Source organism: Phenylobacterium sp. (assembly GCF_016793225.1).
In the GTDB taxonomy this organism is placed as follows: domain Bacteria; phylum Pseudomonadota; class Alphaproteobacteria; order Caulobacterales; family Caulobacteraceae; genus Phenylobacterium.
Genome location: NZ_JAEUMN010000137.1, coordinates 1 through 13408, shown reverse-complemented (window position 1 = coordinate 13408; position 13408 = coordinate 1). Strand labels below are relative to the sequence as shown.

Sequence of the window (13408 nt, the reverse complement as noted above, 5' to 3'; positions counted from 1 at the left end):
CGCTTGAAGATCGCCGTCGTCGCCATCGGCCGACTCCCGCGGTCGCCCGAGACCGAGCTCGTGAAGCTCTACGCCGAGCGCGCGACGGCGTCGGGGCGCGCGCTGGGCCTCGGGCCCGTGGAGGTCATCGAGGTCGAGAGCCGCAAGCCCGGCAAGGCCGCCGAGGCCGAGGCCCTGCGCAGCCATCTCGCCGACAGCCACGTGGTGGCCTGCGACGAGCGCGGGAAGGCCCGCCCGTCCCGCGCCTTCGCCGAGGAGATCGGCGCGCTGCGCGACCGTGGGGTTCGACGTCTGGTGTTCGTCATCGGCGGCGCCGACGGGCTCGACGCCGAACTGGTGAAGGCCGCCCAGGGAACCCTGGCGTTCGGCCCCCAGACCTGGCCGCACGCCATGGCGCGCGCAATGTTGACCGAACAAATCTACCGGGCCGTCTCCATCCTGGCCGGTTCGCCGTATCATAGGGACTGATGCGGATTCTCTGGCTGGCAGGATTGGGCGCGCTCGCGATCGGCGGCGCAGCGGCGGTCGCGGCGACGACCGGCGAGCTGGAGCGGCTGAACGCCGCAGAGACGGTGCTGTCCGTCGACCAGGGCGTGAACCGCCACCGGCTGGCCCGGCTGCTCTCGGTGCTCGAGCAGCTCAGGCGCGACCCGCCCCCGGCGCTCCTGGTGTCGCCGGAAGACGCGAAGGACGCGGTCCGGGCGGCGATCCTGGTCCGCGCCATGACTCCGGAGCTCCAGGCCCGCGCGCAGCACTACGCCGAGGGCGCCAGCGAGGTCATGCGCCAGCGCCGTCTGGCGGCGGTGCAGAGCGAGGCGCTGTTCGAGCGCGACAGCCTGGCCGCCGAGGCGCTGCCCGCGCCGGACGCCGCCGTGGGGGCGCGGCTGCGGGGCGCGGTCACCGGCGATGCATCGCCCGACGCGGCCGGGCTGACGCCGCCCACGCGCCTGATCCTGCCCACGTCCGGGACGATCCTGCGGCGGTTCGGCGACCCCATCGCCGGAGGCGGCCGGTCGAACGGCCTGACGCTCTCCGCCGCCAAGGGCGCGCGCGCCGTCAGCCCCGCGGCGGGGCTTGTTCAGTATGTGGGCCCTGTAAAGGGCTGGGGCGTCATCGTGATATTAAGACTAGCCGGGGGATATCATCTCGTGCTTGCTGGTCTGGAGAGAACGTCCGTCGCGGTCGGACAATCCGTCGCGGAGGGTCAACCGGTCGGATGGGCTAGCGAGGGTCGCAGTACGACATCGGAACTCTATCTTGAGGTCCGCGAGCAGGGTTCCCCGGTGGATCCCTCGCGGTGGTTGAACAAGAGCCGGGGTTGAAAACGGGCAGGCTGGCGGCCGCCGCAAAATGGTCGCTCCAGCCTGTTTGATAAGCGGTGAGCTCACCGCCAAAGGGAGTCTGAGCCAGGCTATGAAGAAGTATCTCCTGATCGGCGCCTCGGCGTTCGTGCTCGGCGCCGGATCCATGGCCTACGTGAGCCAGCAGGCGCTGGCCTCGGCCCAGCCCCGCGCGAAGACCTATCGGATGCTCGGCTTGTTCGGCGATGTGCTGAACACGGTGGAGAACCAGTACGTCACCGAGGTCGACGACACGAAGCTGATCCAGGCGGCCATCGACGGCATGCTGACCAGCCTCGACCCGCACTCGGGCTACCTGGATCCGGAAGACTTCGACGACATGCGCGACCAGACGCGCGGCGAGTACGGCGGCCTGGGCATCGAGGTCACCAGCGAAGACGGCGTGGTGAAGGTCATCTCGCCGATGGACGGCACGCCCGCCGCCCGGGCCGGCATCAAGGCCGGCGACTACATCACCGCCGTGAACGGCGAGAGCGTGCTGGGCCTGACCGTCACCGAGGCGGTGAAGCAGATGCGCGGCAAGCCCGGCGAGACCGTGTCGCTGACGATCGCGCGCGAGAAGTCGGACCCGTTCGACGTGAAGCTGGTCCGCGAGGTCATCAAGCCGAAGAACGTGACGGCCCGGCTCGAGGGCGACAACATCGTCCTGCGGATCGGCAGCTTCAACGAGAAGACGACCGACGAGGCCGAAGCCGCCTTCGCCGAGATCCGCGGCAAGAACCCGAAGGCCAAGGGCCTGATCCTCGACCTGCGCAACAACCCCGGCGGCCTGCTCGACCAGGCCGTGGGCGTCTCGGACCTGTTCCTGGAAGGGGGCGAGATCGTTTCCCAGCGCGGGCGCGACGCCCGCGATGTCGAGCGCTATAACGCCCGCCCCGGCGACATCGCCAGCGGCATGCCGATCGTGGTGCTGATCAACTCGGGCTCGGCCTCGGCAGCCGAGATCGTGGCCGGCGCCCTGCAGGACCGCAAGCGGGCGGAGCTCGTGGGCCTGACCAGCTTCGGCAAGGGCTCGGTGCAGACCGTCATCCCGCTGCGCGGCGGCATCGACGGGGCGCTGAAGCTGACGACGGCGCGGTACTACACCCCGAGCGGCCGCTCGATCCAGCGGACCGGCATCACGCCGGACCTGGAGGTCGCCTCCAGCCGCGAAGAGGCGCAGATCATCGCCAATCGCGCCTACCAGTTCTCGGAGGCGTCGTTCCGCAACGCGCTGAACGCCGACGAAGGCAAGGTCCGCAAGGGGGCTCACGAGCCCGCCGAGGCGCCGCCGGAAGGCTTCGACGAGAAAAAGGACTTCCAGATCGCCCGCGCGGTCGATGTCCTGAAGTTCGGCTCGGTGGCCGCGACGCCCAAGCTGCCGAAGCCCACCGCCCGCCTGGCCGAGATCGTCTCGAAGGCCAAGGTGGCCGAGGTGAAGCCGCCGCAGACCACGCAGAAGTAGGCTGACGCCGGGCGGTCCGCCGGGCCGCCCCGCTTCGCGAGGCAAGCCGGCGTTAACCATGTTGCGCCACGGTAGGTCGAGGAGACCTCCCCGCCGTGGCCAGCATCGCGCTTCCGAAACTGAAGGCGCCGCAGATCGACGTCCGCGGCCTGCTCGCCCGTCCCGCGGTCCGGCTGGCGGGCGCAGGCCTGCTCTTCGCCGGCTGCGTGGTCGCGCTGGTGAACCTTCTGGGCCCCTTTGGCGACAACGGCCTCAGCGTGCGGGTGCCGCTCGACGCGAGCCATGCGCCGCCGGGCTGGCGCGAGGCGCTGAAGCCCGCGCGCGGCGGCCCGCACACCTATCACGACGTCGTCCGGCTCTCCGAGCGCCCCCTCGCCCCCGGCGCCCCGGCCGCACGGTCCCGCGCGCCGGCCGCGATCCCCTTCGCCGGAGCCGGCCTGCCCCCCGCGCCCCTCGCGGGCTTCTACGCGCCAGGGCCCAGCGGGCCCCTGCCGATCATCGCCCAGGACGGGCGCACGCCGGCGGAAGCCTATGCGCGGCCGTTCAAGGCGAACGGCCGACCCAAGGTGTCGCTCGTCATCGGCGGCCTGGGGCTCAACGCCTCACGCACGCGCCAGGCCATCGAGGCGCTCCCGCCCGAGATCACCCTCTCCTTCAGCATCTACGCCGAGGGGCTGCAGGGCTGGATCGACATGGCCCGAGCCCGCGGCCACGAGGTGCTGATCGAGGCGCCCATGGAGCCGATCGACTTCCCGGAGAACGACGCCGGGCCCTACACCCTGATGGCCACAGGCCAGCCGCCCGAGACGGTCAAGCGGCTGGAGTGGATCCTGAGCCGCGCCACCGGCTACTTCGGCCTGACCAACTACCTGGGCTCGCGGTTCCTCGCCACCGACCCCGCTTACAACGCCTTCGCCAGCTCCTTGAAGGCCCGGGGCCTGGCGTTCATCGACGACGGCTCGGCGGCCCGTCGCGGCGGCGGCATGCCGCGGGCGACGGCCGAGCGGGTGATCGACGACAAGCTGTCGGGCCCGGCCATCGACGGTCAGCTCGCGGCCCTGGAGGCCGGCGCGCTGCAGCGCGGCCAGGCCCTGGGCTCGGGCTTCGCCTATCCGGTGACGCTGGAGAAGGTTGCATCCTGGGCCGTCGAGGTGGAACAGAGGGGCTATCAGCTGGCCCCGGCCAGCGCCCTCACCGTCAGGCGCTGACGCGCCAAGACCGCCCATGACCGCCGCCGACCTGTCGCTCTATCGCCCGAACGTGGGCGTCGTGCTGTTCCACCCCGACGGACGGGTCTGGCTGGGCAAGCGCGCCAAGACCGACGGTCCGTACTGCTGGCAGTTCCCCCAGGGCGGGGTCGACGACGGCGAGGACCTCGAGGACGCCGCGCGCCGCGAGCTGGCGGAGGAGACCGGCGTCACGTCCACCACCTACCTCGCCCGCACCGACGGCTGGCTCACCTACGACTACCCGCCGCTCGTGCGGGCCGAGCTGGCGCGCGGCTGGAAGGGCCAGCGGCAGGTGTGGTTCGCGCTCCGTTTCGACGGCAAGGAGGCGGAATTCGACCTCGCGGCGCACACGCCGGCCGAGTTCGACGCCTGGCGCTGGGGCTATCTCGCCGAAGCTCCCGCGCTGGTCGTGCCCTTCAAGCGCGCAGCGTACGAGGCCGTCGCGACGGCCTTCGCCCCGTTCGCGGCCCGGGGCGGCCCGGTGGCCTGAATTCTGCAGGCGAAGGGGGAACATCGGTCTACACTGCCTGTTGGGCCGGGGGAGGACAGATGCCCACAGTCGTCATGGTGCACGGCGCCTTCTGCGGCGGCTGGGCCTTCGAGTCGTTCCGCGCGCCGTTCGAGGCGCGGGGTTGGACGGTGCTGGCCCCCGACCTTCCGGGCCACGAGCCGGGCGCCTCGCCCGCCGGGCTGTCGATGCGCGACTACGCCCGTTCGGTGGCGAGGCTCTGCGAGGCGCTGCCCGAGCGGCCGGTCCTGCTGGGCCACTCCATGGGCGGGCTCGTCTGCCAGCTCGCGGCGCGCCAGGTGCAGCCGAGCGCCATGGCGCTGCTGGCCCCGTCCCCGCCCTGGGGCGTCCCGGGCTCCAGCCTCGAGGAGGCGATCACCGCGTTCGGCGTCCAGGTGCTGGACCCGTTCTTCTCGGGCAGCGTCACGCCGGATCGGCACCTGATGCGCCACCACAGCCTGGACCGCGTTCCCAAGGGCGCCCGCCGCCCGATCCTGGAACGGTTGCGGCCCGAGAGCAGCCGGGCCCTGCGCGAGGTGCTGAACTGGTGGATGGATCCGTTCATGACCACCAGCGTGGGGCTGGGTCCCCTGCCCTGCCGCACGCTGGCCCTGGTGGGAGACCGCGACGTGGTGCACCCGGCGGCGACCGTCCGGCAGACGGCCGAGCGCATCGGCGCGCAGTTCCAGACCTTGCCCGGCATGAGCCACTGGCTGGTCCGCGAGGAGGGTTGGGAAGAGGTCGCCGGAACGGTCGTCGCGTGGCTGGACGCCGCCCTGGGCGAAGACGTCAGGCGGGGCTCGACAGGCGCATCAGCACGAGGCCGCTGACGATCAGGGCCGCGGCGCCGATCCGCCCCGGCGAGGCGGCCTCGCCCAGCACGAAGACGCCGACCAGGAAGGCGCCCACCGCGCCGATGCCCGTCCAGGCCATGTAGGACACGCTGAGCGGCAGCGTGCGCATGGCGGCGGCGAGCAGCCCGAAGCTGGCGAACATGGTCACGAAGGTGATGAGCGTCGGCGTCAGGCGCGAGAAGCCCTCCGACTGCTTCATGAAGTAAGCCCAGACCACCTCGAGCAGTCCGGCGACGAAGAGCATCATCCAGGCCATGCCGGCCCTCCTTTCAAAGGGCCGGGCCGTCCCGGACTTGAAGCGCCGCCAGCGGCGGCGGGGACGTGGCCCCGCTTCGAGGAAGCCGCCCGCTAGAGCGTGCGCTCCTGGTACTGCATCGTGCCCGTGTCGTACTTGGCCGACAGCGGGGTGTCGTCAGGCTTGCGGACGGTCGAGTAGTTCAGGCCGATCGAGCGGCCCTGCTCGAGGTATTCCCACGAACGGCGGACGCGCTTCAGGCCGTCCGGGTCCTGCGGCTGGGTGTAGTTCGCGGTCGGGTCGAGCGGCGGCTGCTGGACGAACGCCCAGACGTTCAGCGCCTTGGCGATGTCGGTGTCCGAGCCCATGGCGTAGCGAAGCTCGACGTTGCAGACCGTCTTGTTGGAGCCCGTCGGGAAGACGATGACCTGCGACGCCTTGTTGTCCGCGTTGAACTGCCGGGTCCAGGTCTGCTCGCGCCGGTTCATCTTGAAGCCGTTGGCCTTGGCCACGACGTCCAGCGACTGACCGCGCACCACGGGCACGCAGATCTTCTCGATGACCTGGATGGCGTCGAAGCCGGGGCCCGACGTGGGCAGGGTCGGGGCGGGCGCCGGAGGCGCCTCCACCGTGGGGGCCGGGGCCGCCGACGGCGCCGCCGGCTGGGCCGCCGCTTCGGCCGGCGCAGGGGCCGCCGGAGGCGGGGCCGGCTGGGCCGCAGGGTCCTGGCCGTGGGCGGCGCCCGCGAGGCCGGCGGCGAGGATCAGGCTGGAAATGGCGAGGCGCATCTGTCTCTAAACCCCTGATTAGCCCGGGCATGAAACGTGGTCATCACGCCCTATGCAAGGCCTGAAGACGGCCAATTTACGGCAGTCAAATCAACCGTGATCAGGCTGCTTCCTGGGCATGCTCCGCCAGGATGGTCAGCCCCTCGGGCGTCACGTCGGCGAAGCCGCCGCGAACCTCGTAGGTGGTCACCCGGCCGTCGTTGTGGACCCGCACGGGACCTTCCTTCAGCGCGGTCATGAAGGGCGCGTGGCCGGCCAGGACCCCGAAGTCGCCTTCGGAGCCCGGCGCGTCCACCTGGTCCACCAGCCCGGAGAACAGTTCGCGCTCCGGGGACACCAGGGAGAAGTTGAGTTTCGCGCCGGCCACCTAGGCCTCCGCCGCGAGTTGCTCGGCCTTGGCCACCGCGTCCTCGATGGTGCCGACGTTGTAGAAGGCCGGCTCGGGCAGGTGGTCGTACTCGCCGTCCACCAGCGCCTTGAACGAGCGGATGGTGTCCTCGAGGCTCACCAGCACGCCCGGCAGGTTCGTGAACTGCTCGGCCACGTGGAAGGGCTGGCTGAGGAAGCGCTGGATCTTGCGGGCGCGAGCCACGATCAGCTTGTCCTCTTCCGACAGCTCATCCATGCCCAGGATGGCGATGATGTCCTTCAGGGCCTTGTACTGCTGCAGCGTCTCCTGAACGCGGCGGGCGACCTGATAGTGCTCCTCGCCGATCACCAGCGGGTCCATGATCCGCGAGGTGGAGTCCAGCGGGTCCACGGCCGGGAAGATGCCCTGGGCGGCGATGTCGCGGCTGAGCACGGTCGTCGCGTCCAGGTGGGCGAACGAGGTGGCGGGCGCCGGGTCGGTCAGGTCGTCGGCGGGCACGTAGATGGCCTGCACCGAGGTGATCGAACCCTTCGAGGTCGAGGTGATGCGCTCCTGCAGGTTGCCCATCTCGGTGGCGAGCGTCGGCTGATAGCCCACGGCCGAGGGGATGCGGCCCAGCAGCGCCGACACTTCCGAACCCGCCTGGGTGAAGCGGAAGATGTTGTCGATGAAGAGCAGCACGTCCTTGCCTTCCTGGTCGCGGAAGTACTCCGCCTGGGCCAGGCCGGTCAGGGCCACGCGGGCGCGGGCGCCCGGAGGTTCGTTCATCTGGCCGTAGACGAGGGCGCACTTGGAGCCCTCGGTCGAGCCGCCGTGCTCCTTCGGGTCCATGTTCACCTTGGACTCGATCATCTCGTGGTAGAGGTCGTTCCCCTCGCGGGTCCGCTCGCCCACGCCGGCCAGCACGGAGTAGCCGCCGTACGCCTTGGCGATGTTGTTGATCAGCTCCTGCATGGTCACGGTCTTGCCCACGCCGGCGCCGCCGAACAGGCCGATCTTGCCGCCCTTGGTGTAGGGGCAGAGCAGGTCGATGACCTTGATGCCGGTGACGAGCACTTCGGCCGACGTCGACTGCTCGGCGAAGGTCGGGGCCTCGCGGTGGATCGGGCTCGCGAAGGCGCTGTTGATCGGGCCGGCCTCGTCCACGGGGTCGCCGACGACGTTCATGATGCGGCCGAGGCAGGCGGGGCCCACCGGCACGGTGATCGGCTTGCCGGTGTCGACCACCGGCTGGCCGCGGGTCAGGCCCTCGGTGGTGTCCATGGCGATGGCGCGCACGGTGTTCTCGCCGAGGTGCTGGGCGACCTCGAGCACCAGGCGGAAGGGCTGGCCCGTCCGCTGGTCGGTGTTCGTGGTCTCGAGCGCGTTCAGGATCGCCGGCAGGTGACCCTCGAACTCGACGTCGACGACGGCGCCGATGATCTGGACGAGCTTGCCCGTGGCGACGCCCTGGGCGGCGGCGGGGGCGGGAGCGCCCGACGCGGCGGCGGGCTTCTTGGCGCGGGGCTTCTTGGCGGTGGCGGCTTCAGACATGGGGCTGTTCTTCCAACTAGATCGCTTCGGCGCCGGAGATGATCTCGATCAGCTCCTTGGTGATCTGCGCCTGGCGGGCTCGGTTCATCTGGAGGGTGAGGTTGGCGATCATGTCGCCGGCGTTGCGGGTGGCGTTGTCCATCGCGGTCATCTGCGCGGCGAAGAAGCCGGCCTGGTTCTCGAGCATGGCCGAGAAGATCTGGGTGGTGATGTTCCGCGGCAGCAGCTCGTTCAGGATCGCGCCCTCGTCGGGCTCGTACTCGTAGGAGGCGCCCTTGAGGTCCAGCGGCGCCGAGCCGTCCGCCACCTCGGCGGGGATCAGCTGGCGCGCGGTGGGGGTCTGGGTGACCACCGACTTGAACTGGCTGAAGAACAGCGTGACGACGTCGACCTCGCCGGCCTCGAACAGCTCACGGACCCGCGCCGACACCGTCTCGGCGACGGCGAGTGAAGGATTGCCGCCGACTTCGAAGGAATCGACGGTGCGCGAGGCGTGCAGCCGGCGCAGCTGGTCACGCGCCTTGCGGCCGACCGTGATGATCTTGACGTCCTTGCCCTCGGACAGCAGCTGGTCGATCCGCTGACGCGCCGCGCGCACGATCGACGAGTTGAAGCCGCCCGCGAGGCCGCGGTCCGACGTCGCCACCAGCACCAGGTGGCGCTGGTCCGACCCGGTGCCCACCAGCAGCTTCGGCGCGCCGTCGCCGGACACGCCCGCGGCGAGGTTGGCGATCACCGCCGCCATGCGCTGGGCATAGGGACGCGAATCCTGCGCGGCGTTCTGCGCCCGGCGCAGCTTGGCCGCCGCCACCATCTGCATCGCCTTCGTGATCTTCTGGGTGGATTTCACCGCAGCGATCCGATTGCGCATCTCCTTGACGCTGGCCATACGCCGTCAAGCCTTCCTGAAGAGCCACCAGGTGGTGTCGTCCATCACGGTCGTCCTTCGCCAGAAGAACCCGTAGTCGACGAGCACGAGGTCGGGGAAATTGTCGAGGTAGAGCGACCCGAAGTCGTTCTTGAAGAGAAGATCGGTTTCGCCACGGTACGGAATGGTCTCGGCCTTCGGCGAGAAGTACTCCGCGCAGAAGACATACTTGGACGAGACGCGGTGGATCTCGCGCATCGTCCGGTCCAGCAGGCTGGGATCGACGTGGATGAGCACGCCGCAGGTGAAGGCGAGCTCCACCGCCCCGTCCGCCAGCGGGATCTCGTGGCCGAAGCCCGCGACCACGCGGTCGGCCGGCAGGACGCCGTCGTCGACCAGACGCTCGCGCGCCGCCGGGTTGGGCTCGATGCCCCACAGCTCCATGCCGGAGAGCGCCCGGATGCCGCGCAGGTTCAGCCCGAGGTTCGGACCGATCTCGATGGCGCTCGCCGGCATGTCGCCGACGATCTTGCGGAACACCTCGCCCCAGACGCGCGCGCGGCCGCGGACGGCGTCGGCCGAAGCGACATTGCGCTCCGTGTACCGATCGCCGAACTCGCCCGACCAGGCGCCCAGCGCTTTGGGTTGATCCGCGGCCATCCGTCTTGCTTAGGCGAACGTGTCCGCGAAGGCGGCGAGGATGCCCTTCAGCCGCTCTTCCACCACGCCGAGGTCCTTCTTGGTGCGGATCTCGTCCAGGAGGTCCTGGTGCTTGGCGTGCATGTGGCTGAGCAGCTCGCGCTCGAAGCGGCCGACCTGGGCGGTCGGGACCTTGTCGAGGTAGCCGCGCGTGCCGGCGTAGATCGACACCACCTGCTCCTCGACGGCGAGGGGCGAGTACTGCGGCTGCTTCAGGAGTTCGGTCAGGCGCTCGCCGCGCGCCAGCATCCGCTGGGTCGCCGCGTCGAGGTCCGAGCCGAACTTCGCGAAGGCGGCCATTTCCCGGTACTGGGCGAGCTCGCCCTTGATCGGGCCGGACGCGGCCTTCATCGCCTTGATCTGGGCCGAGGAGCCCACGCGCGACACCGAGATGCCGACGTTCACCGCCGGGCGGATGCCCTGGAAGAAGAGGTCGGTCTCGAGGAAGATCTGGCCGTCGGTGATCGAGATCACGTTCGTCGGGATGTAGGCCGACACGTCGTTGGCCTGGGTCTCGATCAGGGGCAGCGCGGTCAGCGAGCCCGAGCCGTTGTCCTCGTTCAGCTTCGCGGCGCGCTCCAGCAGGCGGGAGTGCAGGTAGAACACGTCGCCCGGATAGGCTTCACGGCCCGGCGGACGGCGCAGCAGCAGCGACATCTGGCGGTAGGCGACGGCCTGCTTGGAGAGGTCGTCGTAGATGATGACGGCGTGCATGCCGTTGTCGCGGAACCACTCGCCCATGGCGCAGCCGGCGAACGGGGCCAGGAACTGCAGCGGGGCCGGCTCGGAGGCCGTGGCCGACACCACGATCGTGTAGTCGAGGGCGCCGCGCTCCTCGAGCGTCTTCACGATCTGGGCGACGGTCGAGCGCTTCTGACCGATGGCCACGTAGATGCAGTAGAGCTTGGCGCTCTCGTCACCCGAGGCGTTCACCGCCTTCTGGTTCAGGATGGTGTCGATCGCCACGGCGGTCTTGCCGGTCTGGCGGTCGCCGATGATCAGCTCGCGCTGGCCGCGGCCGATCGGGATCAGGGTGTCGATGGCCTTCAGACCGGTCTGCACCGGCTCGTGCACCGACTTCCGCGGAATGATGCCCGGAGCCTTCACGTCCACGCGGCGGCGCTCGGCCACGTTCTGGATCGGGCCCTTGCCGTCGATCGGCTCGCCCAGCGGGTTGACCACGCGGCCCAGGAGGCCCTTGCCCACCGGCACGTCCACGATCTCGCCCAGGCGGCGGACCTCGTCGCCTTCGCGGATGGCGCGGTCTTCGCCGAAGATCACGACGCCGACGTTGTCGCGCTCGAGGTTCAGGGCCATGCCCTTCACGCCGGCGGAGGGAAACTCCACGAGTTCCCCGGCCTGCACGTTGTCGAGGCCGAAGACGCGGGCGATGCCGTCGCCGACGCTCAGCACGGAGCCGACGTCGGAGACATCGGCCTCTTCGCCGAAGTTGGCGATCTGGGACTTCAGGATGGCCGAGATTTCGGCGGCGCGGATATCCATGGGCGTTACGCTCTCTTGAGGGCGAATTTCAGGGAGTCGAGCTTCGAGCGCAGCGAAGCGTCGAACAGACGGGAACCGACCTTCACCTTGATCCCGCCCAGGAGGGCCGGATCGACTCGGGTCGTGATTTCAGGGTCCTTGCCCAGCGACTGCCGAAGCGCCGCCTGCACGCCCTTGGCCTGGGCGGCGGTCAGCGGCACGGCGGTGGTCACTTCAGCCGAGACGGCGCCGCGGGCGGCGGCCGAGAGCTTGGCGAAGGCTTCGATGACCTGCGGCAGGGCGGCGGCGCGGCCGTTCGAGGCCAGCAGGCCCAGGAACTTCAGCGTCGTCATGTCGAACTTGGCCTTGGCGCCGATGCCGACGAGGCCCTTGGCCTTGTCCTCGGCGCTGAAGGTCGGCGAGCCCAGCAGGACCCGCAGATCCCGCGAGTCCGCGATCGCGGCCTTCAGCGACTTGAGGTCGGCCTCGACCCTGGCGACCTTCTTCTCGTCGCTCGCCAGATCGAAGAGGGCTTGGGCGTATCTGAGGCCCACGTTCGCTGCGCTGGAGTCGTCTGCCACTACTGTCCGCCCGGGTCGTATGTCGCGCGCCGCAAGCGGACCGGTCCGCTGCGGCTAAAGGCTTGAAAGCGCTCGAGAAAAGCACATAGACCAACAGGTCGTCTTCGACCCCCGGCCCAAAGCCGCGCGCCTACTAGCACGCGCCGTTGTGCGTCGCAACCGAGTGGGACCGGGTGCGACGTAAGGGAAGTTCAGCAAAAGAAAAGGCCCGCCGGCTGGGAGCCGGCGGGCCAGGCGACAGAAGCTCGACTGGGGAGCTGCTGGGAGTCTGCGGCCTTACTGCTTGGCGAGCGTGGTGGCGCCGGCCTTGGCCAGGGCCTTCTCGTTGCAGCTGGCGAGCTTGGCTTCGTCCAGCGCCTTGCGGCCGGAGAACGAGGCGACGACGCCCACCTTGTCGGCGATGGTCTTGCAGGTCGCGGCGGCGAAGGTCTGCGAGGTCGGAGCCAGCGCGACGCAGGCGTCGCCTTCGCAGTTGAACATCGCCCCGCCGGCGATGAACTTGGTCTTCTCGGCCACCGGAGCGGCCAGCTTGGCGGTGATCGCGTCGGCGGCGAAGGCCTGGCCGGCCGCGAGGGTGGTCAGCGCGGCGCAGGCCGCAAGGAATTGGAGCTTCAAGGAGCCCTCCAGCGTTCGGGGAGTTGCGGCGTCAAGGATTTGAGTACCGGCCCGGTCCGCCGCGTCTTGGCCGCCTCCGGGTATCCCCTCCCATCGGCGCGCGTCGAACTGAGCATTGCTAAGATAACGGTGTTAAGATCGCAGGTGCAACTGCAAAATGTTCTCAGTCGCTATGCGGGAATGCAGAGCCGGTCTGCGATCGCGCCGCCGGAAGTTACGCAAGGTCACCCCGCCGCCTTCGAAAGGCCGCGGTTGGAGGGCAGTCGTTCATATCTCGTCAAGCATGTTGGGCGTTCCGTCGGCTTTGGCACCAGGCAGGGCCGGACGGCCCGTGAGCGGTTAGGAAGAAACTCCGAATGGCCAATGCGCAGTCGCCGGACGGTGGCCGTGAGCCCCGCCCCAGGCGCACGTTCCTGCAGGGGCTGATCTACTGGACCCTCGTGCTGGGCGTGTGGGGGCTGATCTTCCTGGTGGCCTTCTTCGCGGTCTTCGCCGTGGACCTGCCGGACACCTCCAAGCTTTACGACGTGAAGCGCCAGCCGTCGGTGAGCTATCTCGACCGCTCGGGCGGGCTGATCGCGGTGCGGGGCAGCCAGTACGCGCCGCCGATCGACCTCGACCGCCTGCCGCCGCACGTGCCGAAGGCCTTCATCGCCATCGAGGACCGCTGGTTCTACTGGCACTTCGGGTTCAACCCGTGGGGCATCGTCCGAAGCCAGATCTACAACATGCGCAACAAGGACAGCGGCGGGCCCCTGCGCGGCGGGTCGACGATCACCCAGCAGCTCGCCCGCAACCTGTTCCTGACGCCCAACCAGAACTATCGCCGCAAGGCCCAGGA

Annotated in this window: 16 protein-coding genes; 7 read left to right on the top strand and 9 right to left on the bottom strand. The window is 69.7% G+C overall.

Going from position 1 to position 13408, the window contains the following annotated elements:
- Positions 1-3: 3 nt before the first annotated feature.
- From rlmH to JNK30_RS15875, 6 genes are all read left to right on the top strand, one after another.
- On the top strand, positions 4-468 hold the full coding sequence (rlmH, locus tag JNK30_RS15900) for a 23S rRNA (pseudouridine(1915)-N(3))-methyltransferase RlmH (protein WP_293483620.1): 465 nt from the start codon (positions 4-6) through the stop codon (positions 466-468).
- The gene (locus tag JNK30_RS15895; protein WP_293483619.1) at positions 468-1322 is read left to right on the top strand and encodes a peptidoglycan DD-metalloendopeptidase family protein; all 855 of its coding nucleotides are present in this window, start codon (positions 468-470) and stop codon (positions 1320-1322) included. Before rlmH ends, JNK30_RS15895 begins: the two co-directional genes overlap by 1 nt.
- A 91-nt stretch (positions 1323-1413) precedes the next feature.
- A complete protein-coding gene (locus JNK30_RS15890; RefSeq protein ID WP_293483618.1) occupies positions 1414-2805 on the top strand; it encodes a S41 family peptidase in 1392 nt (463 codons plus the stop codon).
- Positions 2806-2900: 95 nt separating this feature from the next.
- Positions 2901-4013, top strand: a complete 1113-nt coding sequence (locus JNK30_RS15885; RefSeq protein WP_293483617.1) for a divergent polysaccharide deacetylase family protein — start codon at positions 2901-2903, stop codon at positions 4011-4013.
- Positions 4014-4029: 16 nt separating this feature from the next.
- Positions 4030-4524 carry an RNA pyrophosphohydrolase gene (locus tag JNK30_RS15880; protein WP_293483616.1) on the top strand — a complete coding sequence of 165 codons (495 nt, stop codon included), beginning with the start codon at positions 4030-4032 and terminating at the stop codon, positions 4522-4524.
- Positions 4525-4583: 59 nt separating this feature from the next.
- Positions 4584-5372, top strand: coding sequence for an alpha/beta hydrolase (locus JNK30_RS15875; RefSeq protein ID WP_293483615.1), 789 nt, complete (start codon positions 4584-4586; stop codon positions 5370-5372).
- On the opposite strand, the gene JNK30_RS15870 is transcribed toward JNK30_RS15875, so the two are convergent.
- The 9 genes from JNK30_RS15870 to JNK30_RS15830 form a co-directional block, all read right to left on the bottom strand.
- A complete protein-coding gene (locus JNK30_RS15870; RefSeq protein ID WP_293483614.1) occupies positions 5332-5652 on the bottom strand; it encodes an SMR family transporter in 321 nt (106 codons plus the stop codon). The genes JNK30_RS15875 and JNK30_RS15870 overlap by 41 nt on opposite strands.
- A 92-nt stretch (positions 5653-5744) precedes the next feature.
- Entirely contained in the window at positions 5745-6419 is a 675-nt protein-coding gene (locus JNK30_RS15865) for a hypothetical protein (protein ID WP_293483613.1), read from the bottom strand.
- 100 nt (positions 6420-6519) lie between these two features.
- The gene (locus JNK30_RS15860) at positions 6520-6786 is read right to left on the bottom strand and encodes an ATP synthase F1 subunit epsilon (RefSeq protein WP_293483612.1); all 267 of its coding nucleotides are present in this window, start codon (positions 6784-6786) and stop codon (positions 6520-6522) included.
- Positions 6787-8322, bottom strand: a complete 1536-nt coding sequence (gene atpD / locus JNK30_RS15855; RefSeq protein ID WP_293483611.1) for a F0F1 ATP synthase subunit beta — start codon at positions 8320-8322, stop codon at positions 6787-6789.
- Positions 8323-8338: 16 nt separating this feature from the next.
- Positions 8339-9211, bottom strand: a complete 873-nt coding sequence (locus JNK30_RS15850; RefSeq protein WP_293483610.1) for a F0F1 ATP synthase subunit gamma — start codon at positions 9209-9211, stop codon at positions 8339-8341.
- A 6-nt stretch (positions 9212-9217) separates the two neighbouring features.
- Positions 9218-9850, bottom strand: coding sequence for a pseudaminic acid biosynthesis-associated methylase (locus JNK30_RS15845; protein WP_293483609.1), 633 nt, complete (start codon positions 9848-9850; stop codon positions 9218-9220).
- Between the two features lie 9 nt (positions 9851-9859).
- Entirely contained in the window at positions 9860-11392 is a 1533-nt protein-coding gene (atpA, locus tag JNK30_RS15840) for a F0F1 ATP synthase subunit alpha (protein ID WP_293483608.1), read from the bottom strand.
- 5 nt (positions 11393-11397) lie between these two features.
- Positions 11398-11952 (bottom strand): F0F1 ATP synthase subunit delta, encoded by a 555-nt coding sequence (locus tag JNK30_RS15835; protein WP_293483607.1) that lies wholly within the window; start codon positions 11950-11952, stop codon positions 11398-11400.
- A 276-nt stretch (positions 11953-12228) separates the two neighbouring features.
- Complete coding sequence (locus JNK30_RS15830) at positions 12229-12567, bottom strand: hypothetical protein (RefSeq protein WP_293483606.1); 339 nt, start codon at positions 12565-12567, stop codon at positions 12229-12231.
- Positions 12568-12923: 356 nt separating this feature from the next.
- Between JNK30_RS15830 and JNK30_RS15825 the strand changes: the two genes are divergently transcribed.
- Positions 12924-13408, top strand: a 485-nt coding sequence (locus tag JNK30_RS15825) for a transglycosylase domain-containing protein (RefSeq protein WP_293483605.1), incomplete at its 3' end; no start/stop codon positions are given.

Excerpts from the sequence above, each read along its gene's own strand:
- JNK30_RS15895 (WP_293483619.1), top strand. The coding sequence starts at position 468 with ATGCGGATTCTCTGGCTGGCAGGATTGGGCGCGCTCGCGATCGGCGGC.
- JNK30_RS15890 (WP_293483618.1), top strand. The coding sequence starts at position 1,414 with ATGAAGAAGTATCTCCTGATCGGCGCCTCGGCGTTCGTGCTCGGCGCC.
- JNK30_RS15880 (WP_293483616.1), top strand. The coding sequence starts at position 4,030 with ATGACCGCCGCCGACCTGTCGCTCTATCGCCCGAACGTGGGCGTCGTG.
- JNK30_RS15875 (WP_293483615.1), top strand. The coding sequence starts at position 4,584 with ATGCCCACAGTCGTCATGGTGCACGGCGCCTTCTGCGGCGGCTGGGCC.
- JNK30_RS15870 (WP_293483614.1), bottom strand. The coding sequence starts at position 5,652 with ATGGCCTGGATGATGCTCTTCGTCGCCGGACTGCTCGAGGTGGTCTGG.
- JNK30_RS15865 (WP_293483613.1), bottom strand. The coding sequence starts at position 6,419 with ATGCGCCTCGCCATTTCCAGCCTGATCCTCGCCGCCGGCCTCGCGGGC.
- atpD (WP_293483611.1), bottom strand. The coding sequence starts at position 8,322 with ATGTCTGAAGCCGCCACCGCCAAGAAGCCCCGCGCCAAGAAGCCCGCC.
- JNK30_RS15850 (WP_293483610.1), bottom strand. The coding sequence starts at position 9,211 with ATGGCCAGCGTCAAGGAGATGCGCAATCGGATCGCTGCGGTGAAATCC.
- JNK30_RS15845 (WP_293483609.1), bottom strand. The coding sequence starts at position 9,850 with ATGGCCGCGGATCAACCCAAAGCGCTGGGCGCCTGGTCGGGCGAGTTC.
- atpA (WP_293483608.1), bottom strand. The coding sequence starts at position 11,392 with ATGGATATCCGCGCCGCCGAAATCTCGGCCATCCTGAAGTCCCAGATC.